Source organism: Parvibaculum sp., assembly GCF_019635935.1.
In the GTDB taxonomy this organism is placed as follows: Bacteria; Pseudomonadota; Alphaproteobacteria; order Parvibaculales; family Parvibaculaceae; genus Parvibaculum.
In genome coordinates, this window is the sequence record NZ_JAHBYN010000001.1 from 1,611,575 (window position 1) to 1,632,909 (window position 21,335).

The window sequence follows — 21,335 nt, forward strand, 5'->3', positions numbered from 1 at the left end:
ATGGAAGACGCGGCAGGCCGGCCGGGTCAACGTATCGACCGTTGGCTCTGGTGCGCCCGGTTTTCAAAAAGCCGTTCTCTCGCCGTGGCGCTCGTGCAGAGCGGGCGGATGCGCGTCAACGGCGCCCGCATATCGAAGGCAAGCCGCAACCTGCACCCGGGAGATGTTCTCACTTTCCCTCTCGGACCCCATATCAGGGTCATTGAGGTTGTGTCGCTCGGGTTGCGGCGCGGCCCGGCGTCTGAAGCACAGACCCTCTACCGGGACCTCGAACCGCCGGCGCCATCGGGCAAACCGGAGGCGACCGGCGAAGCCGCGGCCGGCCGCACAACCGGCACCGGCCGCCCGACCAAGCGCGAACGGCGCCAGACAGACGCCCTGAAAGAAAGCCGCTGAAATTACAAAATTTCATGTAGTTGAATATATCTTCCGCGTCATGTAAGTGAAATATCATGCTTTCCGCCGTCAAAGCGTTCCTCCTGGGTCCGTCAAAAGAACCTGCGCCTGGATTCGATGACCTCCAGATCGCGGTTGTCGCGCTGCTCGTGCGCGCGGCAACGACGGACGCCGATTTCTGCGACGACGAACGGCGCGTCATCCGCCGCCTCGCCGCCGACAGCTTCGGGCTTTCGCCGACGGAGGTGGACGCGTTGGTGGAAGCGGCCGAGAGCGAAGAGGCGCGCACGCTTGACCTGCACCGCTGGGCGCAAGCGATCAAACAGGGTTACGACGAAGCCGAGCGCGTGCGCCTGATCGAGAAGATGTGGGAAATCGTCTATGCCGACGGCGTCCTGGACGACTACGAAGCCAATCTGTTGCGGCGCGTCGCAGGCCTGATATACGTTCCCGATCGCGAATCCGGCGCGGCGCGGCAACGTGTGCTCGTAAGGCTCGGATTGGCCGCCCGACCCGAACGACCCCCGGAAAGCTGAGACCGGACACCCGAACGGACCGCGCAAAACCCGCGCGACTGGAGACAGTTATGACCTATATTGTGACCGACGCCTGCATCCGCTGCAAATTCATGGATTGCGTTGAGGTCTGCCCGGTGGACTGTTTCTACGAGGGCGAAAACATGCTGGTCATCCATCCGGACGAGTGCATCGATTGCGGCGTTTGCGAACCCGAATGCCCGGCCGAGGCGATCAAGCCGGACACCGAGCCGGGCCTCGAGAAATGGCTCGAGCTCAATACCGAATACGCTTCGAAATGGCCGAATATCACGATCAAGCGGGAGCCGCCGGCCGACGCCGAGGAATGGCAGGGCGTCGCGGGCAAGTTCGAGGAGCATTTCAGCCCCGAGCCGGGCGAAGGCGACTGACCCCAACTGGCAGCGCGTCGCTAATTCTGTTCCATTTTGAGACAAATGGCGGCGGACTGCCGTTCACGACATCGGCCATAATCCGTGCGGTCGCCGCAGTTTAGGGCGGAAACATGCACCAATCAGCCGGATTGGGGCGCTATCTCCATGTGTTAACTGTCCTTTTGCCGCGCCCGCCTTCCAAGAGGGGGGTTTTTGTGTTATATATGCCTCACAATGAAAAGCCGCGACTACGGACGCGAGAAATAACCTGGCGGCGCAACCCTACGTTGAAGACGCAAAGGTTGTTGATTGTAAATCGTCACCTCGCGCCGCTTTCCAGCTCTTCCGGCTGGAAGGAGTCAGGCAAGTTTCCGCCGGTCTGCGTTTCGGCTGCGGAGCGCCCGTCGGCGAGAAACAGGTGTCATTCACAGGGGGTCGGCCTCCGCATCCGGCGGTCGAGGTTCGGGCTGAAAGCGACTTTCGGCCTGAAATGTCTGCGGCCTCTCAATGGAGGTGCGGCAGAGGCCCGAATGAGTGCGGTTGTCCGTTGCGCATCGATATTCAAGGCCGGCAGGGACGACATCGGGTCGCCCGTCCGGTCCCGGTTATGAAAGGCTGGGTATAGGAAAGGCCATGGCGAGCAAAGTGACGAAATCCCCCAAGTCCACGAAGTCGAAACCGGCAGCCAAAGTCACGGCGAAGGCCGCGAGCGCCAAAACAGCGGCGACCAAGGCGAAGGCCAAGGCCAAACCGGCGGCGAAAGAAAAACCCGCCAAGGCAAAGCCGGCCGTTGCAAAGAAGTCCGCGGCAAAGACCGCGAAGCCCGCTGCCAAGGCAAAGCCGAAAAGCGCGCCAGCGGCCAAACCCGCCAAGGCAAAAGCAAAGCCCGCGCCCGCCAAGGCGCCGGTGAAGAAGGCCGCGCCCAAGGCGCCGGCGAAGGCGGCCAAGCCCAAGCCCGAGCCGGCAAAGGCGCCGCCGCCGAAAAAGTCGCCGCCCAAAATGGCAAACGCCGCCAGCAAGCTGATGGAAGCCGCCAAGGGCCGTGCCGAAAAAGCGCGCAAGGCCGAAGCGACCGAACGCGAAGCCGCGGCAAAGCGCGCCAAGGCGGAAGCCGCCAAGCCCGCAAAGGCCGAAGCGCCGAAGGAACCGGCGAAGCCGGCGGCGCCGCGCGCCAATTTCAAGGCCAAGGAATATGTCGTCTATCCGGCGCATGGCGTCGGACAGATCCTCGAGATCGAGGAGAAGGAAGTTGCCGGTCACCGGCTCGAACTCTTCGTCATCAACTTCGACAAGGAAAAAATGACGCTGCGCGTCCCGACCAACAAGGCAGGCGCTGTCGGCATGCGCAAATTGTCCGACACCGGCGTCGTCGACTCCGCGCTCGAAACGCTTCGCGGCCGCGCGCGCATCAAACGCACGATGTGGAGCCGCCGCGCACAGGAATACGAGGCAAAGATCAACTCCGGCGACCTGATCTCGATCGCCGAAGTCGTCCGCGACCTCTATCGCTCCGAACGCCAGCCCGAGCAATCCTATTCCGAGCGTCAGCTTTACGAAGCCGCGCTCGACCGGATGGCGCGCGAAGTGGCGGCAGTCGAACGCATCGGCGAGGACGCGGCGATCGAACGCGTCGAACAGGCCCTGCAGGGCACGCCGCGCGGCGGCGACAAGACACCCAAGGACGATGGCGAGGCGAGCGAAGCCGCCGCCTGACCGTCATGTAAGGGTCACAAAAACAAATATCGGAAAAGCCCGGCCGCGAGCCGGGCTTTTATTTTCAGCCGTTTCCCGCCGCCGCCCCTTTCTGGCCATGAAATCTGGCTAAAAGAAACAGGTCTTCGGTGCCGGACATTGATCCGGAGCGATACACGAGCCGTACGCAAGGTTGCCGACCGAAACGACGGACGCGCGAAAGCGCGCCGCGCAACGGAGGAGTACCTGAGATGCCTCACACCGACACGCCCGAAACGCAGCGCGCCAACCGCCGGTTCATGCGGCATGCGATGACGGTGCCGCTGCTCGACAAGGAAACCGAATTCGAACTCGCGCGGCGCTGGCGGGAAGACGGCGACGAACAAGCGCTGCATCGCCTGACGCGCGCCTATATGCGCCTCGTCATTTCTCTCGCGACGCGCTTCCGCAATTATGGTCTGCCCTATGGCGACCTTGTGCAGGAAGGCAATGTGGGCCTGATGCAGGCGGCCGCCCGTTTCGAGCCCGAGCGCGGTGTGCGCTTCTCGACCTATGCGAGCTGGTGGATTCGCGCGGCGATCCAGGACTACATCCTGCGCAACTGGTCGATCGTGCGCACCGGCACGACCGCCGCTCACAAATCCCTCTTCTTCAACCTGCGCCGCCTGCGCTCGCTGATCGACAGCGGCACCCGGCAAACATTGCGGCAGGAGGACCGGATATTCATCGCACAGCGGCTTGGCGTCGGCGTCGGTGACGTCGAGATCATGGATGCGCGGCTGACGGCGGGCGACCGCTCGCTCAACGCGACACTCTCCGACGGCACATCGGACGACAATGCCGCCGAATGGCAGGACATGCTGCCTTGCGAACGCTCCCAGCCCGACGAAGAAATAATGGAGAAACACGACGGCGAATACCGGTCGCGCTGGATTGCCGGAGCACTTGAGGAACTCAACGAGCGTGAACTGCTGATCATCCGCGAGCGGCGTCTGCGCGACGAGGCGCTGACGCTCGAAGCCCTCGGCGCGCGGCTCGGCATCTCCAAGGAGCGCGTCCGCCAGATCGAGCATCTGGCTTTGAAGAAGATGAAGGCCGCGCTGCTCGACAAGGTGCCGGACCCGCAGGGTGCCGGCCTCCTCGGCTGACCGGCATCCTACTCGGCAATGATCTTGACGAGCCTGCCCGGCTGCAGCCCGTCCCCGGGGGCGAGCCCGTTCAGAACGCGAAAGCGCTCCTCGCGATAGTCGGGATAGGCCATGCGCCTGCCAAGCGACGCGACCGTGTCGCCTGGTTTGACCGCGACGATCCGCAGCCGCAGCGGCTTCACGGCCGCCGCCTCCGCCGGCGATATCTTGCGGAAGCTCATCACCAGTCCCTGCAGCGCCGCATCGTGCCGTGCGCCAGCTTGCGGCAGCGTCCCCATCAGAAAGCGATAGACCCGGTCGGGCGCGTACTCGATCGTCACCAGCCGCGCGTTGTATTCTCCGATCCGCGTGGTCGCGGTGGCGGCGTTCATGCCGTTGACCTTGAACCGCTGCAGACCGGAAATCTGTGTTCCTTTGGCCCATTGATTGGCCAGATAGCTGCCGATCTCGACACTGGCATCCTTTTTTCCGCTGTCGAATTTCACCACCGTCTTGTCGGGGCCCTGGAGAAGCACCGCCGCCGGTGAATTGGCGATCGAAAATCCGGCCGGTGCCTTGAAGGCAAAGCCGAGCTTTGGATGTACGAAATCCCTTCCGCGCGCGATCCCGTCTTCGGGCCGGTCGCCATAAAGCATCCCGTCCATCGCCCTCAGATAAGCGTCGCGGTTGCGCGCGCCCTGCCCCGGCGTCGCGCCGGCATCGCGCGCATGGGCGTTCGCGGCGTCGACGCGGGCCGCCGTCGCCGGATGACTTGCGAGCCAGTCGTTGCGCGTCGCATCGTGGGGAACGTTGCGAAGTCTTGCTTCAAACGCGGCCTGCGCGCCCATGGTTTTCAGAAAGTCGGCCACGCCGAACGGATCGTATCCCGCCGCCGCGAGATAGCGGACACCGAGCATGTCGGACTCGAATTCCTGATCGCGCGAATAGCCGGCAAGGATCCCCTGCCCGCCGAGCCCGATCGCCTGGCTCGCCGCCTGATTGCCGATGACCGCGCCCAGTACCGCGCCGAGCAGCGTCGTGCCCATCGCCGCCGTCTGCCGTTGCGCGGAATGACGCGCAACGACATGGCCCATTTCATGGCCGATAACGCCTGCGAGTTCCGCCTCGTCATTGGCGAGCGCCATCAGTCCCCGGGTCACATAGACATAGCCGCCGGGCAGCGCGAAGGCGTTGACGACCGGACTGTCGAGAACCGTGACGCGATACTGTGCTTCGGGCGCGCTGGTGGCGCGCGCCACCCGCGTCGCGATGCCCGCCACATAGCTGCCGAGATTCGCATCGGGATAGGCGCCGCCATAGGCTTCGAGAATTTTCGGATGCGCCTCGGCGCCGATCCGGGCCTCCTGCTCGACCGACACCAGCGGCGCCACCTGCCGCTTGCCGGTGGCGGGATTGGTCGTGCAGGCCGCCGAAAGAAACAGCACCGCCAGCAGCGGCACAAGGAATGCTGCGCGCACCGCCCGTCCTCCACGCCTTGCCGCTTCACCCGTCATGATATGTCGTCCAGCAATTCGATCTGCTCGGTATGCGTGAGCGTGATCTCCGGCCCGTTGTAGCGGCCGAGCCACCCGCGCACCCGCACACGGCGGCCGGCCAGCGCCGATTGATCGGCCGCCTCGCCGAAGTAAGCCCCCCAAATGGGGTCATCGAGAAAAAGCCTAGCGTCCCGCGGCGCGACTGTCACCGTGAAGTCGCTGCGCCAGTCTTCACCGAAATTGAGATAGATACGCCCGCGCACGACCGCTGCCGAAACGATGTCGCCTTCGACGAGTTCGAAGCGGCCGTGGAGCCGCTCAAGCGCCGCCACATCGGCCGCATCGCGAACGGCATAAAAGGCGTCGGCCCAGATGCCGCGCCGCGCCTCGCGCGCCTCGCGCTCCGCCGCCAGCAGTGGGGCGGCGCAGGCGCGATTGTCGCGGAACGTGTAGACCCGCGCCAGTCCGCGACGCAGCATTTCATGTTGAAGCCACACCGGCTTTCCGTCCGTACCGGCCACGAAAACATGCGCGAGCACGCGGCCATGCCTGTCTTCGCGGCGGCCCCCATGACGAAGCGTAACCGGCTTGCCGAGCGCCAGCGACGCAAGCGCCGCCCGCGCCTCATCGGCAAGCGGCCATGCTTCGAAATTGGCGCGCCCCAGCGGCAGCTTCGGCGCCTGGATGCCGGTGAACCTCACCTGCCGTCCGTCGCCGAGCACCAGCGTATCGCCATCGACAATCTCGACGGCCTCCAAAACGCCGCCCTCATCCGGCGCGCATGGCGCGTCCGCCGCCGCTGGCGCGGCGACAAACAGCACAAGGAGGAATGCCGACGGAAGGAACAGCGCGCGACGCGCGGCACGCAAGACCGCGAATGCCGAGCGGGCGGTCAGGCCGGGCGCTCCGCCGGAGGCACAGCGGCGCGCAAGGCGATGATGGCGGCCTCTGTGCGGTTTCTGACGCCGAGCGATTGAAGGATCGCGTTGACATGCAATTTGACGGTCGCCACCGATATGCCGAGCACGCGCGCGATTTCCTGGTTGGAACGGCCCTTGCCGAGTTCCTGCAGCACTTCGCGCTGGCGCGGCGTCAGCTTCTCCTGGCCCGCGGCGATGAAACCGTCCGGCGCTTCGGCAAAGCCTTCCGGTTGCGCCGCCAGCAATGCGTCGGGCACGTAGCGGCCGCCCATGTCGACAAGCCGCAGCGCATTCTCGACCAGATTGACCCCCAGATTTTTCGGGATGAAGCCCGCGACGCCCATATCCATGATCTCGCGAATGAAGCCCGGCGAACTGCGATCGCTGAACACGACGATCTTCGCCGACGTCGCGGCGGCGATACGGCGAACCGCTTCGCGCCCATCCGCGCCGGCAACCTCGACCAGCAGCAATGCCGCGTCGCCCACAATCGGCTCTGCCGGCCGATCGGCTTCGGCGCCCGAACGGACTGTCAGTTCCGCACCCGGATGAAGCCGCGAAACGATTGCGGACAAGCCCTCGCAGAAGACCGGCTGCTCGCCGACGATCAGAACACGCATCAAGATGCCCACCTTCCCCAATCCACCCGATACACCGGAAGCCCGATCCGGCGGCACGGAGGTCCCACAACCTCCGCGCGCTTCATGGTGGAGCACACAACTAACATCAACCTTTGAGCGTACAGCTAAATGTTTAGGCGCAAACCGGCATAGACGTAAAGGGGATGAACCGCTGTTTTCATCGGCATTCTGCTGCGCGTCACTGCCGCGATCCGTGCTGCAACCGCATTCCGCAACAAGACGGCGTCGCGCCGCGTGACGCCGCTGCCGCGCCATGTTCTCCGCCGCAGCGGAGATTGCGGCTCCGCCGCCGCTGACGTAGGTTGCGCGACGCGAAGCCGCGCTCTCGCGCGCATCGCTTTCGATGTGGCCCCGTAGCTCAGCTGGATAGAGCATCAGATTCCTAATCTGAGGGTCGTGCGTTCGAATCGCGCCGGGGTCACCATTTTTCATGTCGTTACGGAGCGGATCCTCCGCCCACGGCCATAAGGGCCGGTGGCGCAACTTTCTTATCGCTGATATAACTTTGTTGGTGTCCATAGAACCAAAATACAAAGATATATTTGTGATTGTCAACAAGAAAACTTGGTACATCCGGTCACCCCTGACTGCAAGCGGCCTGGGCGGCTGCACGCACGCCAAATTTCATTGGCGTTCCGTGCAATGAGTGTCGCCGAACGCCTGAGTCGGATACGCAAATATCTTGGCCTCTCGCAAAAGGACATGGGGCGGCGCGTCGCCGTGTCGGGCACGACCTGGCAGAACTACGAACTCGACAACGCCGCGCCGAACGCTCATGTGCTGGCGCGGCTGTCGGACGAGGGTTTCGACATCAACTGGGTGCTGACCGGCGCCGGCGAGATGCGCAAGGACGGCGCGCTGGAAACGAAATCGGTCGCGGGCTTCGCCGAGCTGCCCCCGCGCGAGATCGGCCGCGAGAAACTGGCCGGCGGCAATTATGTGCTGATCCCGCGCTATGCATTGCGCGCCCTGCCGCGCGAGGGCGGCGCCGCGGCAACGACGATGGAGGACGTGTCGCTGAACGAGGCGCTGGCCTTTCGCCGCGACTGGATCGAACGCGAACTGGGCGCCAGGCCCGCCGACCTCATCGTCGTCGAGATGACGGGCGATGCGATGCTGCCGACGCTCGTTCCCGGCGACCTGCTGCTCGTCGACACCAGCGCGCCGCGCATGCGCGGCGGCGGGCTCTATGCGTTCAACCTCGGCGGCGCGCTGGCCGTGCGGCGCCTGCAGGCGCGGCTCGACGGCGGCCTGACCGTCTCAAGCGACAATGCCGCGCTTTATCCGCCGGAAGATATTGAGCAGGCGGCGCTCGAGCGGGTAAAGATCGTCGGCCGCGTCGTCTGGCGCGCCGGCAGGCTCTGACCGCCGCCGGAATTTCAACAGGCAAAGACCGAGAGATCGATGCAAACCGCCACCTTCCCCGCCGACGCAAAACGCGTGCTTGTCATCAAGCATGGCGCCTTTGGCGACGTGATCCAGGCGGAGGGCGCGCTGCGCGACATCCGCGCCAATCACGCGTACGCCCATATCGCGGTGTTGACCGCGCCGGCTTATCGCGGCCTGATCGCGCGCGCGCCCTTCATCGACGAGGTGATTGTGGACGCGCGTGCGCCGCGCTGGCGGCTTGACGCGATGTGGCGCCTGCGCAAGATGCTTCGCGCCGGCCGTTTCGACATGATCTACGATCTGCAGAATTCGTCGCGCACCGCCTTTTATTTCCGCTGGATGCTGAACGGCATCCGCTGGTCGGGCACTGCGAAAGGATGCAGCCATCCGCACCGCGCGGCGCAGCCGAAAAAAATTCGCACCCTCGACCGCCTTGCCGGACAACTCGCCGATGCGGGACTTGAAATCCGGCACACGTTGGAGCCCGACATTTCATGGCTCGCCGACGATGTCTCGGCGCTGCTCGACAAGGCCGGCGCGCGCAAACCCTACATCGTGCTGGTTCCAGGGTGTTCGACGCGCCATCCGCAAAAACGCTGGCCACACTACGACAGGCTCGCCGCGGCATTGATTGCGGACGGGCACGAAGTCGTATTGGCGCCGGGCCCGGATGAAATGGAGCTTGCAAAGACAATCCCCGGCATCAAGCTGACCGACACACACGGGCTGCTGAGCTGGTATGAACTCGCGGGCGTTTTCAAGAACGCGGAATTCGTCGTCGGCAACGACACGGGGCCGAGCCATCTCGCCTCGCATATCGGGACGCCCGGCCTCGCACTCTTCGGATCCTATTCACCGGCCGAGCGCACCGGCATCGCGCGCGAAAACTTCGGCGTCATCGAAGTCGAGGATCTTTCTGCGCTCACCGTCGAGCGTGTGCTTGCCGAAGTGAAGCGCCGCCTCGAAGCGGTGTAGGCTTCTTCCATGGCTGCGGACGATCCCGCCGCCCGGGTTGCCAACGAGGCCACACGCGCCCAGAATAACGTTGAACCGGCTGCGGACGACCCTCAATGTCCCTATTCTCACGATTGCTCGATCATTTGCGCGGCGGCTCCGACGGGCCGGAGCTGCGCCTTGCCGCGCGCATGAACGCGCCGCTGCTGATTGTCGAGATCGGCGGCTACGCGCACAAGACGCGCGACTGGTCGGCGGGCGGCGCCTGCATCGAGGACTTTGCGGGCGAGACGGATGTCGGCGCCATGCTGAGCGGGTATCTGCATTGGGCGGGCGACGAGCGCCGGCTTGCCTTCACCGCCGAGACGATGCGCATCGAGCCGGGCGGCGCGCTGGCGCTGCGCTGGCTCGACCTGCCGCTGGCGCTGCAGCAGGAAATGGAAGCGCTGCTCGGCTGAACGCGGCAAAACCGGTTGCGCGCCCTTGCGTCAGTTGCGCGAGGCAGCCGCCCGTATAGGCTTTCGGAAACGAAACCCGTGCGAGGAGGCGCCCATGACCGAAAAAAATGCGACGGCCTACAAAACCCTGATCGTCGAGAAGCGAGGCGGCGTCGACTGGGTGACGATGAACCGGCCCGACGCGCTGAACGCGATGAACCGCGCGCTGGTCGACGAGCTGCAGGATTATTTCGGGCGTCTTTACACGGATCATTCGGTGCGCGTGGTTGTGCTCCGGGGCGCCGGCCGCGCCTTCTGCGCCGGGCTCGACCTCAAGGAACGCGCGAACCGCCCGGAAGACGCCGCCACCGGTGCCAGCCCGCAAGCCGGCCTCGTCGCGCAGCGCCGCATCAGCGAAATCGTGATGCGCATGCGCCGCTGTCCGCAGCCGATCGTCTCGCTGGTGCATGGGCCCGCCTGCGGCGGCGGCTTCGCGCTGGCGCTTGCTTCCGACATCCGCATCGCCGGCGAGAGCGCGCGCATGAACGCCGCCTTCATCCGCATCGGCCTGTCGGCCTGCGACATCGGCGTGAGCTATTTCCTGCCGCGCCTTGTCGGCGTGTCGGTGGCGTCGGAACTGATGATGACCGGCCGCTTCATCGATGCGGCGCGCGCCGAACGCGTCGGCCTCGTTTCGGAAGTGGTGCCGGACGAGAAGCTCGCCGACGCCGCCGCGCCCTATATCGAGGAAATGCTGACGACATCGCCGCTGGGGCTGCGCCTCACCAAGGAATGCCTCAACATGTCGGTCGATGCCGGCAGCCTGGAAGCCGCGGTCGCGATGGAGGACCGCAACCAGATCCTCTGCGCACAGACCAACGATTTCCGCGAAGGCATCGGCGCCTTTCTCGGCAAGCGGCGACCGGAATACACCGACAGTTGAAGGCAAAGAAAGGCCGCCCCGCCGGAACGGAACGGCCCTTCTCCCCCGTAACTTTCGGCGTCAGAAACCGAAAACGACCGACAGCGAGAAATCGTCGACATCGACACGCTTTGTCGCGTAATGCGTCCACTCGCCGCGCAGCGCGACATTGTCGGTCAGGCTGTACTTGCCGCCGAGACCGCCGAGCCAGTCGGTGTTGCGCTCTGTGCCGCCGGCCTTGAGGTTGACCGAGGCGCGATGGATGCCGCCCTTGGCGAAGACCGAAAACTCGTTGCCGAGCGGCATGGAAAGGATCGCCGAACCGCCCCAGGAATCGATCGAGACCTTGGAATTGGGCGCACCGCGCGTCTTGTGACTGCCGAGATCGGCGTAATGCAGCTCGAAGCCGATATACTCGTTGAGATTTGCACCGGCGAAGAGTTTCCAGGTCAGATCCTCGTCGTCGATGGACGTGTTGACCGGCGTGCCGCCGATCGAACTCGTGACGGTCTTGCCGGTGAAGCCGACGCCCAGACCGCCGCCGACATAGAAGCCGGTGCCCGCCGCCTGCGCGCCCGAGGCAACGCCGGCAGCGCCCGCGCAGACAAGCGCGGCGCAAAGTGTTCGTGTTATGGGTTTCATCGGTGTCCCTCGCTTTTGATTTGCAAACCGTGACTCCCCAGCCACGAGACCGAATATTCCGGCATGCGATTCGCGAGACAATAAAAACCGGTCGCGGGTGTGACCGGTTTTCATCGACTGTGACTCACACACAACAATTTCCGGATTTTATGGAAAGGACGTCCGTCTTATGGAAACGACGTGGGCAGACAATCACGGCGCGGAGGAATTATTTCCTTGCCGCACATGAAACAAAATCCGAATCGCAATCAGGATGCGGGACGCGGCAGCAGGCGGATCGTCGAGGTGCCCTTGGCGAGCACTTCGCCCGCCGCATCGCGCAACTCGCCTTCGGCGAAGGCGGTGGAGCGGCCGCGCCGCTCGATCCAGGCTTCGGCGATGTGAAGGCCCGGCGCGGCGGGCCGGAAGAAGCTGATCTTGATTTCAAGCGACATCGGCAGCACCGCGAAACCGGTGGCCGCCATCACGGCGCGCGCCATCGCCGCGTCGATCCAGCCGGTGACGAAACCGCCCTGCACCACGCCGCCCGAATGGCACATGCGCATCTCGGCCTTGCATTCGAGCGCGGCGCGGCCCTTTTCGGCATCCATATACAGTGTACGGACGATGCCGAGCGCGGCGTTGAGGCCGTCGGCCGCTTCGTCGATCGCGGGCGCGGGCGGGAGGTCGGACATGGGGCAAAACTCCGGGAATTGGGGATGGCGAATGCGCGCATCTTAGGCGACGCGGACCCGCCGGCGAGGACCAATTTCGGTTCGTGAACGGGCCGGACCCTGTTCACCTGTGAACCGCGAGGCCCCCTCTGTCACCGTACTGTCAAAAAACTGTCACAAACGGATTTGGGGGGTGTTTCGGGCGGGGATAAGCTGCGGGATAAGTCGAGTTATCCCCGGGCGCGGCACGGCGATTCGGCGGAGGGACGCGAAACCGGGGAGAAGAAAAATGCGGCGGGGATATCTTTTTTGCCTTCTGACGGCGCTTTTTCTTGTCCCCGCCCCGGATTTCGCCGGACCGGGGATAAAGCCCGCCGCCGCCTCGGACCGCGTGATGAGCGCGGGCGAATACCGCGAGGCGCTGGCCTTCATCGACGGCACCAGGGCGGCGATGACGGACGCCGAAGCGACACTCGGGGCGGAGGCGCCGCGCGAGGCGGCCCGAAGGGAAGCAGCGGCGCGGCGGGACGACCTCGGCCAGCGCCTCGACATGCTCCGCAGGCTGATGACCGCCGCCGCGCAGCGCGACCGCATCGGCGCGCGCGGCAACCCGAAAAACGGCTTCGTGTCGCCCGAACGCGCCCGCGCCCGCGACGTGATCGCCCGCGCCGGCGCCATCGAGGACCCATTGCAGGACCTGTGGACGGCATGGTCGCTCCGGGCAAAGGGCGAGACGGCGGCGTTTACGCGCGCGCCGCTGCCGCGGTGAGGGGTCAGGGGGTAGAAAGGTTTTGCGCGCGGAGGCGCGGAGACGCGGAGGAGAAAAGCCTATACCGGCACAGCCCTCCCTCAACTGTCACCCCGGCGAAAGCCGGGGTCCATCTGCGATGCCGCATTGCTGCGCGACATCAACCTCAACTGTGGTGACAGTCCGGGTTACAACAGCAACAACCGCCCGCACGGGCTGCGGGCAATGCATCAGGAGAGGCCGTGAGATATTCAAGGAACAGGGATCTGCGTCTGCTTAGATCGCTTTAAATTTAAGAAACTCAATTTTTCCGGATCGCTTGTTATCAACGTATCTGATCTATAGGTGCAACAGCATGCAAACTATTAAGTTGCTCGGTGGCGAATGGACTTTCGACGAGTCGAAGCCGCTGGGACCTCCAGGCGGCTTCGGACAGGTGTTTCTTGGCTCAGGTCCAGACGGACCTGTGGCTGTAAAGAGGCTTCTAATTCGAGCCGCAAAGGCAGCCCATCGCGAACTTTCAATCGGCCGGAAGTTGATGTCGCGCGAATTGCACTACGTTGTCCCCGTACTGGACGCAGGGCAGGACGCTGAGTCAGACCGGTATTTCCTGATTATGCCCGTCTGTGATTGTAGCTTGCAGGAGAAAATTGATGAACTGGACGGCACATTTGATGTCGACCTGTTTCAGACCTCAATTCGCGCAATCCTAGGTGGGCTCGAAGAAGTTTCAGATATCACCCATCGCGACCTCAAACCTTCGAACGTGCTTCTTCACGACGGTACATGGAAGATCGCAGATTTCGGAATTGCGAAGTTCGTCGAGGACTCAACGTCGATAGAGACGCTTAAGGAAGCTCTCACCCCAGCATATGCGGCACCGGAACAATGGGAGGGACGAAAGGTCAGTTCTGCGACAGACATATATGCATTAGGTTGCATCGCAACTGCGCTAGCGACAGGAAATCCACCGTTTCTTGGATCGGTAACCGACGTTCGCGACATGCACTTACATACTGCGCCTCCCGAAATTGCTGTACTCCCTGCTCGCATAGCTGCATTCGTGACGCAGATGCTGCGCAAACAAGCAGCGGCTCGTCCTACCTTGTCGCGCTGCAAGCAAGTCTTTGGTGACATTCCGCTCCAAACAAAGAATGTCTCAGGTGCCGTCACCGCGTTGCAAACTGCGGGTCGACAGCTTGCAAAGGAAGAAGCAGAGCTAGAAGCCATAAGACAAAGTCAAGAAACTCGGTATCGCGAGCGAGGCGAGCTTTTCAATGGTGCTAAAGGTGCCCTTCTGGCGATACGAAACCGGTTCTTCAAAACAATACAAGATGAGGTGGACAACGCTGGAATCGTTCAACATCGTCTTTCGGCAGGGGCAGCCAATGTCGAGTTCGGCGGACTTGTGACGAGTGTGTCAGAGGACAAGGGAAAAGCGCCAGGTAAACACAAGTGGGACATAGTGGCCATCTCGACCGTCCGAGTAAGCTGTTCCAAAAGCGGTCCCCATTATGTTTGGTCTGCTTCGCTTGTCTACGCTGATCCAGATGGCGCAGGGAGCTACCGATGGTACGAGATTTCATTTTGGCAGCTAATGTCAGAGAATCGCGATGAACCGTTTGCCATACCTGATTGCAATAAGGATTTACATGATGCGCTCAGCAACGCGATTTCCGCTGTATCTGTTGCATATGGCCCCATGCCCATTGATGGTGAAGATGAAGAAAAATTCTTCGAGCGGTGGCAAACGTTGGTAGCCAAGGCAATTGTTGGAGAACTTAGGCGTCCGAGTTCCATGCCAATCCGGAGCTGGCCGAAGTGACCGCCTCGACATCCCCCGTCCTGCAGCGCTACCTGCTGCCCTTGTCGCCAAGAAGTAGATGGCCTGCCTTCGCGTGAATTCTTCATTGGCGCCCGCATGCGCCGTGAGGCCCATGGACTCCGGCTTTCGCCGGAGTGACATCTTTAGGTGTGTTTTGCGCCGTGTGACACCGCAGCTTGCGGAGTCGCACTCCGCGCCCCACCTCAGCAAATCCGCGCGTGTTTTCGCCGCGTATGAAGATGCGTGTGCATGCATGCCGCTTCCCCTCGCGTCATGCTCGACAAATGCACTAGGCTCGGCCATATTCCGCCGCGTCTACTGACAATCCTGAAAGCGAGGAGCCCCCGATGCCGAGTTACAAGGCCCCTGTGGAAGATTTCCTGTTTCTGTTTCACGAGCTGCTTGGCATCGACAAGCGGACCGATGTGCCGGGCTTCGGCGACCTGACGCCCGACATGACGGGCGCGATCCTCGAAGGCGGGGCGAAGTTTTGCGAGGAGGTTCTGCAGCCGCTGAACCAGGTGGGCGACGAACACGGATGCGTGCTCGAAAACGGCGTCGTGCGCACGCCGCCCGGTTTTAAAGAGGCCTTCGAGAAATTCTGCGCCGACGGCTGGAACCGCCTCGGCGCGCCGGAAGAAGCGGGCGGCGCGGCGCTGCCTTCGGTCGTGACTTTCGCCATCACCGAAATGGGCATGTCGGCCAATCAGGCCTTCGCGATGTATCCGGGCCTGACGACGGCGGCCTATTCCGCGCTCTGGGCGACGGGCGAGCCCTGGATGCGCGAGCATGTGGCGAAGAAAATGATCTCCGGCGAATGGACGGGCACGATGTGCCTGACGGAGCCGCATTGCGGCACCGACCTGAAGCTGATGAAGACCAAGGCCGTGGAACAGGAAGACGGCACCTATCGCATCACCGGCACCAAGATTTTCATTTCCGGTGGCGACCACGACATGACCGACAACATCATCCATATGGTGATCGCGAAAATTCCGGGCGAGGACGGCAAGCTCGCCAACGATCTGTCGACGGTCAATTTCTTCATGGTGCCGAAAATGCTGGTCGACAAGGAGACCGGCGCGATCAAGGGCCGCAACGGCGTGAGCTGCGGCTCGATCGAAAAGAAAATGGGCATCAAGGGCAACGCGACCGCGGTGCTGAATTTCGACGACGCGGTGGCCTACCGCCTCGGCGGCCGCCCGCCGGAAAAGAAAACCGAAACCGGCGAAGTGAAGAAGTCGAAATCGGCCGGCATGGCCGGCATGTTCGGCATGATGAACGGCGCGCGCATGGGCGTCGGCATTCAGGGCATCGCGATCGGCGAAGTCGCCTATCAGAACGGCGTGGCTTACGCGAATGAGCGTCTCGCGGGCCGCGCGCTGACCGGCGCCAAAAACCCGGACGGGCCGGCCGACCCCATCATGGTGTTCCCGGATGTGCGGCGCCTGCTGATTTCGTCGCGCAGTTTCGTCGAGGGCGCACGCGCGCTTGCGATGTATGTGTCGATGCTGTTCACGCTGCAGGTCTTCGGCAAGGACGAGAAGGAACGCGAGGAGGCGGCCGACCTCGCGCAGCTGATGACGCCGATCATCAAGGCCTTCTTCACCGACCGGGGCTTTCAGGCCGCGAACGATTCGATGCAGGTCTTCGGCGGGCACGGCTATGTGCGCGACCACGGCATGGAGCAGTTCGTGCGCGATGCGCGCATCAACCAGGTCTATGAAGGCGCGAACGGCATCCAGGCGCTCGATCTCGTCGGCCGCAAGATGACGGCGAAGGGCGGCCGCGCGACGATGACCTTCTTTGCGAAGGTCGAGGAATTCATCAAGGCGAACGAAGGCGACGCCGAAATGAAGCCCTACATCGAACCCTTGCAGGCGGGCTACAAGCGCCTCGGCGAAGCGGCCGGCTGGCTGATGGAGAACGCGCCGAAGAATTACGACAATGCGGGCGCGGCCTCTTACGACATGCTGAACATTTTCGGCACCGTGGCCTTGGGGTGGATGTGGGCGCAGATGGCGAAGATCGCGCTCACGAAACTGAAGGCCGGCGAAGGCAACAAGGAGTTCTATGAGCGCAAGCTGGTGCTCGCCCGCTACTGGATGGAGCGCGAAATCCCGATGACGGCAAGCTGGCTCGAACGCGCCAAGCAAGGCGCCGACGGCTACATGGCGCTCGACGCGGCGAATTTCTGACGCTTCGTTTTGAATGAAGAAAGGGCGTCCCTCGCGGGGCGCCCTTTTTGTTTGAAGGAAGGTCTGGCACGCGAAGGCGCGAAGACGCGAAGAAGAAGGGGTTCACGCAGAGGCGCAGAGACGCAGAGGTGCCGTGCCTGCGGCAAGGCACTGCGCTCCCCAACCCGGATGTGTTATCCCGGCGGAAGCCGGGATCCATCGGCCGAACGGCAGCGAAGAATTAGAAGGTTTTCTGGCGCTCCGCGCCGGAAGATTCTTCGCGCCGCAGGCGCCATCATTACAGCGATGAAGGCACGGCCGGGGCCACGCATCCAGCACCTCTGCGTCTCTGCGTCTCTGCGCCTCTGTGTGCAAAACCTTTCTTTCCTCCTTCTTCGCGTCTTCGCGCCTTCGCGTGCAAAATTCTTCTTTCACGTATTTTTCATTTGACCACGGAGGATCGCCAGGCGGATAAACTCCGGCCATGAGCGACGCCCTGACATTCGACCCCGTGACCGCCGCCGACCGCGCGCTGCTGGAAGAGCTGGTGCGCGACTACTACGCCTTCGACGGCCATGAATATGACGCGGCCGAGCAGGGCCCGGCGCTCGACCGCATCTGTGCGGGCGAGCCGAATGCGCGCGCCTTCATCATCCGCGACGGAGGCGAGGCCGCCGGCTATCTGATCCTCTCGCTCGGCTTCTCGGTCGAATATGGCGGCACCGACGGCTTCATCGACGAATTGCATCTGGTGGAAGCCTGGCGCGGCCGGGGGCTCGGGCGCGCGGTGATGGATGTGGCCGAGCGCGCGGCGAAGGAGGCCGGCATCCGCTACCTGCATCTCGAAGTCGAGTTGCACAATGCCCGCGCGCGGCGCCTCTATGACAGCCGCGGCTACGAAGATTCCGGCCGCACGCTGATGTCGAAGCGGCTGGCCGACTGACCGCGGATTGCGCCTTTCCCCTGCGTCCGCTAGCTTTCGCGCCATCGAAATCTCAACCGGGGAAACTCACATGAAAAATCTGTTCAGCGTCGAGGGCAAGACGGTCCTCATCACCGGCGGCTCGCGCGGCATCGGCGAAATGATCGCGACCGGCTTCGTCGAAAACGGCGCGAAGGTCTACATCACGGCGCGCAAGGCGCAGGCCTGCAACGAGCTGGCCGAAGAACTGTCGAAGAAGGGCACCTGCATCTCGCTGCCCTTCGACCTCGGCACGAGCGAAGGCATCAAGGGCATCGCGGCCGAACTTTCGAAACGCGAAAAGAAACTCGACGTGCTGATCAACAATGCGGGCGCGGCCTGGGGCGAGCCGATCGACGACTATTCGGAGAGCGGCTGGGACAAGGTGATGAACATCAACCTGAAGGGCGTCTTCTTCCTGACCCAGGCGATGCTGCCGCTGCTGCGCGCTTCGGCGAGCGCCGACAACCCGGCCCGCGTCATCAACACCGCATCCGTCAACGGCATCGAGCCGCCGGAACTCGAGACCTATGCCTATTCGTCGTCGAAGGCCGGCTGCATCATGCTGACGCGGCATCTCGCCAAGCGGCTCGCGCGCGAACACATCCTCGTCAATGCGATCGCGCCCGGCCCCTTCCCGAGCCAGATGATGAAGGCGACGCTGGAAAGCTTCGGCGACGCGATCAAGGCCGGCAACCCTCTAGGTCGCATCGGCACGCCCGAGGACGCGGCCGGCGTCGCGATCTTCCTCGCCTCGCGCGCTTCGGCCTATACGACGGGTGCGACTATTCCCGTGGACGGCGGCTCGGCGGAAGTTTGAGGGACCTTCCCTACTCCGCCGCCGCTTTCCGTTCCGCCGCGCGGGCGTGGGTGGCGATCAGTTCGACGTAACGCGGGCAGAGCTCGGCGGGCAGGTCGTGGCCCATGCCTTCGATGACCACGTGTTTGGCGCCGGGCACCGACTTCGCGGTGTCGGCGCCGCCTTCCGGCCGCACCAGCGGGTCGGCATCGCCGTGAATGACGAGGAAGGGCAGGCGGACTTTGTTGAGCGCCGCGACGCGGCTGCCGTCGCCCATGATCGCCGCATACTGGCGCACTCCGCCTTCCGGGTAATACATGTGGTCGTATTCCCGCGCGACGAAGGCGTAGAGGTCTTCTTCCGTTTTCGGATAGGCCGGGCTCTGATAGACGCGGCGGCCCTTCATGCGGTGGCGGATGACCGTTTCGCGATCTTCCGATGCCGGCTGTTCCTGCAAGGCCTTCATCGCCGCCTCGCTCGCCTGCGGCAGATCGGGATTGCCGGTCGACGACATGATGGAGGTGACGGAGATCAGCCGTTCGGGATGATGGATCGCCATGCGCTGCACGATCATGCCGCCCATCGAAATGCCCATGATATGCGCACGGTCGATGCCGAGTGCGTCGAGCACGCCGATGCCGTCCGCGGCCATGTCGGCAAGCGTGTAGGGCATGTCGGGTTTCTTGCCCTCGCGCACCGCCGCCACGACATCGGCGGCTTTCGGCAGGCCGGAAAACTTCTCCGACTTGCCGACATCGCGGTTGTCGTAGCGGATGACGAGGAAGCCTTCGGCCCGCAAGCCCTCCATCAGCTCCTCGGGCCAGCTCATCATGGTCGAGGTGTAGCCGTTGACGAAAAGGATCGGGGTGCCGTCTTCCGGCCCCCGGTCCTCGCAATTGATCGAGATGCCGTTGGCCTCGACGATTTTCTGCGTCATGGGCTCAATCCGCCGCGCGCGAAACGCCGGAGGCGCGCTTCGCCGCAGCTTCGATGGCATCGGCGAATGTCGGCACCAGCGAGACCGGGAAATCGTGGCCCATGCCGGGGACGATGCGGAGCTCGGCGCCGGCGATGCTGGCCGCCGTGTCCTTGCCGCCCTCGACCGGCACCAGCGGATCGTCGGCGCCATGCAGCACGACGGTCGGCGCCTTGACCCGCTTCAGCTTCTCGCGCCGGTCGCCATTGCCGACAATCGCGGCGAGCTGGCGCGCGGTGCCGACGGGATAATAGCTGCGCTTCGTGTCGCGCAGCACCCATTCGCGGATCGTCGCATCGTCGGTCGGATAGCCGGGGCTGCCGATCGTCCGCCAGGTGTTGATGCCGCGCTGGACGATCGCCTCGATGTCGTCGGGCGCCGGCGCCGGCGCGAGCAGCGCGCCCATCGCTTCGGGCTTGCCCTGCGGCAGATCGGGGTTGCCGGTGTTCGACATGATGGAGGTGAGCGACAGCGTCTTGTCGGGATGGTTGGCGGCGACGAGCTGCGCGATCATGCCGCCCATCGAGGCGCCGACGATATGCGCGCGCTCAATACCGAGCGCGTCGAGAAGACCGGCGGCGTCCGCCGCCATGTCGTCGAGCGAATAGGCCGGCACGTAAGGCGCGCCGCCGAGCAGCGCCCCGACGACCTTTTCCATGTCGGGTACGCCCGCTTCCTCGATCTTCGAAGAAAGACCGACATCGCGATTGTCGAAACGGATGGCGCGGTAGCCGCGGCTGACGAGCGCGTCGCAAAGCTCGACCGGCCAGAGCGTCAGCTGACCGCTGAAACCCATGATGAGGAGCACGGTTTCGCGGTCTTCCGGGCCGAAGCTTTCATATTCGATGTCGATGCCGTTCGCCTTGATTTGCGGCATGGTGTGGGTCCTCCCTGTGGTTCTTTTGCTTGTTGGCCCAACTCTAACAGCGGCCTTGCGCCGGGCGCATCCCAAACGATACTAATGAATTTCATTAAAAACCTGTCCGCAGAGGCAGGCAAGAGAGGAAGCCCCGCCATGACGCTGACCTACGATGTTTTCTGGTCGTTCCGCTCGCCTTATTCCTATCTGGTGACGCCGCGGCTGGCGGCCTTCGAGCGCGACTACGACGTGAAGGCCAATCTGCGCCCCGTCTATCCGATCGCGGTCCGCATCGAGGGTTTCTTCAAGCAGGTCAATCCGATGTGGCCGCCCTACCTGCTGAAAGACACGACCCGCGTCGCCGAAATGGAGGGCCTGCCCTATGCCTGGCCCTCGCCCGACCCGATCGTGATGGACATGAAATCGGGCACGGTGCCGAAGGAGCAGCCCTATATCGGCCGGCTGACGCGGGCGGGCGCGCTGGCGGCGGAGCGCGGCAAGGGCCTCGCCTTCGTCAGCGAAGTCTCGGCGGTGATTTTCGGCGGCACCAGAAACTGGCATGAGGGCAACCATCTGCGCGGCGCCGCGGCGCGGGCCGGCCTCGACATGGACGAACTGGACGCGGCGGCCGAGAAGGAGAAAGACCGGCTGGAGGCCGTCATCGCCGGCAACGAGGCGGCGCAGAAGGCCGCCGGCCATTGGGGCGTGCCGCTGATGGTCTTCGAGGGCGAACCCTTTTTCGGCCAGGACCGCTTCGAGCACCTGAAATGGCGGATGCGGCAGGCAGGGCTGAAGAAGCGGGGCTGAGGCCCGA

At 63.7% G+C, this 21,335-nt stretch carries 23 protein-coding genes and 1 tRNA gene; 16 read left to right on the plus strand and 8 right to left on the minus strand.

Annotation, left to right across the window (positions count from 1 at the left end):
• Genes KF719_RS08030 through fdxA form a run of 3 tightly spaced genes read left to right on the plus strand, consistent with a single transcriptional unit; the run spans nt 1 to nt 1,321 of the window.
• Nucleotides 1-396: an RNA-binding S4 domain-containing protein gene (locus KF719_RS08030; protein ID WP_293508196.1), complete on the plus strand. Its 396-nt coding sequence runs from the start codon at nt 1-3 to the stop codon at nt 394-396.
• 56 nt (nt 397-452) lie between these two features.
• Nucleotides 453-932 (plus strand): TerB family tellurite resistance protein, encoded by a 480-nt coding sequence (locus tag KF719_RS08035; protein ID WP_293508197.1) that lies wholly within the window; start codon nt 453-455, stop codon nt 930-932.
• A 50-nt stretch (nt 933-982) separates the two neighbouring features.
• Complete coding sequence (gene fdxA / locus KF719_RS08040; RefSeq protein WP_293508198.1) at nt 983-1,321, plus strand: ferredoxin FdxA; 339 nt, start codon at nt 983-985, stop codon at nt 1,319-1,321.
• A gap of 587 nt (nt 1,322-1,908) precedes the next feature.
• Here fdxA and KF719_RS08045 read toward each other — a convergent pair.
• On the minus strand, nt 1,909-2,340 hold the full coding sequence (locus KF719_RS08045) for a hypothetical protein (RefSeq protein WP_293508199.1): 432 nt from the start codon (nt 2,338-2,340) through the stop codon (nt 1,909-1,911).
• Between KF719_RS08045 and KF719_RS08050 the strand changes: the two genes are divergently transcribed.
• Together KF719_RS08050 and KF719_RS08055 are read left to right on the plus strand one after the other, a co-directional pair.
• Nucleotides 2,303-3,016, plus strand: coding sequence for a CarD family transcriptional regulator (locus KF719_RS08050; protein WP_293508200.1), 714 nt, complete (start codon nt 2,303-2,305; stop codon nt 3,014-3,016). The two genes, KF719_RS08045 and KF719_RS08050, sit on opposite strands and share 38 nt — an antisense overlap.
• A gap of 230 nt (nt 3,017-3,246) precedes the next feature.
• A complete protein-coding gene (locus tag KF719_RS08055; protein WP_293508201.1) occupies nt 3,247-4,143 on the plus strand; it encodes an RNA polymerase factor sigma-32 in 897 nt (298 codons plus the stop codon).
• Between the two features lie 8 nt (nt 4,144-4,151).
• Here KF719_RS08055 and KF719_RS08060 read toward each other — a convergent pair whose 3' ends face one another.
• The 3 genes from KF719_RS08060 to KF719_RS08070 are packed head-to-tail and all read right to left on the minus strand — an operon-like array spanning nt 4,152 to nt 7,158.
• On the minus strand, nt 4,152-5,600 hold the full coding sequence (locus KF719_RS08060) for a M48 family metalloprotease (RefSeq protein WP_293508202.1): 1,449 nt from the start codon (nt 5,598-5,600) through the stop codon (nt 4,152-4,154).
• Between the two features lie 32 nt (nt 5,601-5,632).
• Nucleotides 5,633-6,487: a thermonuclease family protein gene (locus KF719_RS08065; RefSeq protein WP_293508203.1), complete on the minus strand. Its 855-nt coding sequence runs from the start codon at nt 6,485-6,487 to the stop codon at nt 5,633-5,635.
• A 23-nt stretch (nt 6,488-6,510) separates the two neighbouring features.
• Entirely contained in the window at nt 6,511-7,158 is a 648-nt protein-coding gene (locus KF719_RS08070; RefSeq protein ID WP_293508204.1) for a response regulator transcription factor, read from the minus strand.
• A 368-nt stretch (nt 7,159-7,526) separates the two neighbouring features.
• Between KF719_RS08070 and KF719_RS08075 the strand changes: the two genes are divergently transcribed.
• The 5 genes from KF719_RS08075 (at nt 7,527) to KF719_RS08095 (ending at nt 10,902) form a co-directional block, all read left to right on the plus strand.
• Nucleotides 7,527-7,603, plus strand: a tRNA-Arg gene (locus KF719_RS08075).
• Between the two features lie 218 nt (nt 7,604-7,821).
• Complete coding sequence (locus KF719_RS08080; protein ID WP_293508205.1) at nt 7,822-8,544, plus strand: S24 family peptidase; 723 nt, start codon at nt 7,822-7,824, stop codon at nt 8,542-8,544.
• A gap of 39 nt (nt 8,545-8,583) precedes the next feature.
• Nucleotides 8,584-9,543: a glycosyltransferase family 9 protein gene (locus KF719_RS08085; RefSeq protein WP_293508206.1), complete on the plus strand. Its 960-nt coding sequence runs from the start codon at nt 8,584-8,586 to the stop codon at nt 9,541-9,543.
• Between the two features lie 95 nt (nt 9,544-9,638).
• Entirely contained in the window at nt 9,639-9,980 is a 342-nt protein-coding gene (locus KF719_RS08090) for a PilZ domain-containing protein (RefSeq protein ID WP_293508207.1), read from the plus strand.
• 94 nt (nt 9,981-10,074) lie between these two features.
• Entirely contained in the window at nt 10,075-10,902 is an 828-nt protein-coding gene (locus KF719_RS08095) for an enoyl-CoA hydratase/isomerase family protein (RefSeq protein WP_293508208.1), read from the plus strand.
• Nucleotides 10,903-10,962: 60 nt separating this feature from the next.
• Here KF719_RS08095 and KF719_RS08100 read toward each other — a convergent pair whose 3' ends face one another.
• Together KF719_RS08100 and KF719_RS08105 are read right to left on the minus strand one after the other, a co-directional pair.
• Entirely contained in the window at nt 10,963-11,523 is a 561-nt protein-coding gene (locus tag KF719_RS08100) for a porin family protein (RefSeq protein ID WP_293508209.1), read from the minus strand.
• 248 nt (nt 11,524-11,771) lie between these two features.
• A complete protein-coding gene (locus KF719_RS08105) occupies nt 11,772-12,197 on the minus strand; it encodes a PaaI family thioesterase (RefSeq protein WP_293508210.1) in 426 nt (141 codons plus the stop codon).
• A gap of 373 nt (nt 12,198-12,570) precedes the next feature.
• Between KF719_RS08105 and KF719_RS08110 the strand changes: the two genes are divergently transcribed.
• The 5 genes from KF719_RS08110 (at nt 12,571) to KF719_RS08130 (ending at nt 18,707) form a co-directional block, all read left to right on the plus strand.
• Nucleotides 12,571-12,945 (plus strand): hypothetical protein, encoded by a 375-nt coding sequence (locus tag KF719_RS08110; protein ID WP_293508211.1) that lies wholly within the window; start codon nt 12,571-12,573, stop codon nt 12,943-12,945.
• Between the two features lie 334 nt (nt 12,946-13,279).
• Nucleotides 13,280-14,749 carry a serine/threonine-protein kinase gene (locus KF719_RS08115; protein ID WP_293508212.1) on the plus strand — a complete coding sequence of 490 codons (1,470 nt, stop codon included), beginning with the start codon at nt 13,280-13,282 and terminating at the stop codon, nt 14,747-14,749.
• Nucleotides 14,750-15,096: 347 nt separating this feature from the next.
• Complete coding sequence (locus KF719_RS08120; RefSeq protein WP_293508213.1) at nt 15,097-16,947, plus strand: acyl-CoA dehydrogenase C-terminal domain-containing protein; 1,851 nt, start codon at nt 15,097-15,099, stop codon at nt 16,945-16,947.
• 463 nt (nt 16,948-17,410) lie between these two features.
• Entirely contained in the window at nt 17,411-17,869 is a 459-nt protein-coding gene (locus KF719_RS08125) for a GNAT family N-acetyltransferase (RefSeq protein ID WP_293508214.1), read from the plus strand.
• Nucleotides 17,870-17,939: 70 nt separating this feature from the next.
• A complete protein-coding gene (locus tag KF719_RS08130; RefSeq protein WP_293508215.1) occupies nt 17,940-18,707 on the plus strand; it encodes an SDR family oxidoreductase in 768 nt (255 codons plus the stop codon).
• 10 nt (nt 18,708-18,717) lie between these two features.
• Here KF719_RS08130 and KF719_RS08135 read toward each other — a convergent pair whose 3' ends face one another.
• Together KF719_RS08135 and KF719_RS08140 are read right to left on the minus strand one after the other, a co-directional pair.
• The gene (locus KF719_RS08135) at nt 18,718-19,623 is read right to left on the minus strand and encodes an alpha/beta hydrolase (protein ID WP_293508216.1); all 906 of its coding nucleotides are present in this window, start codon (nt 19,621-19,623) and stop codon (nt 18,718-18,720) included.
• A gap of 4 nt (nt 19,624-19,627) precedes the next feature.
• Nucleotides 19,628-20,539 (minus strand): alpha/beta hydrolase, encoded by a 912-nt coding sequence (locus KF719_RS08140; protein ID WP_293508217.1) that lies wholly within the window; start codon nt 20,537-20,539, stop codon nt 19,628-19,630.
• Nucleotides 20,540-20,677: 138 nt separating this feature from the next.
• Here KF719_RS08140 and KF719_RS08145 point away from each other — a divergent pair, with 138 nt between their 5' ends.
• Nucleotides 20,678-21,328 carry a DsbA family protein gene (locus KF719_RS08145; RefSeq protein WP_293508218.1) on the plus strand — a complete coding sequence of 217 codons (651 nt, stop codon included), beginning with the start codon at nt 20,678-20,680 and terminating at the stop codon, nt 21,326-21,328.
• Nucleotides 21,329-21,335: the final 7 nt, after the last annotated feature.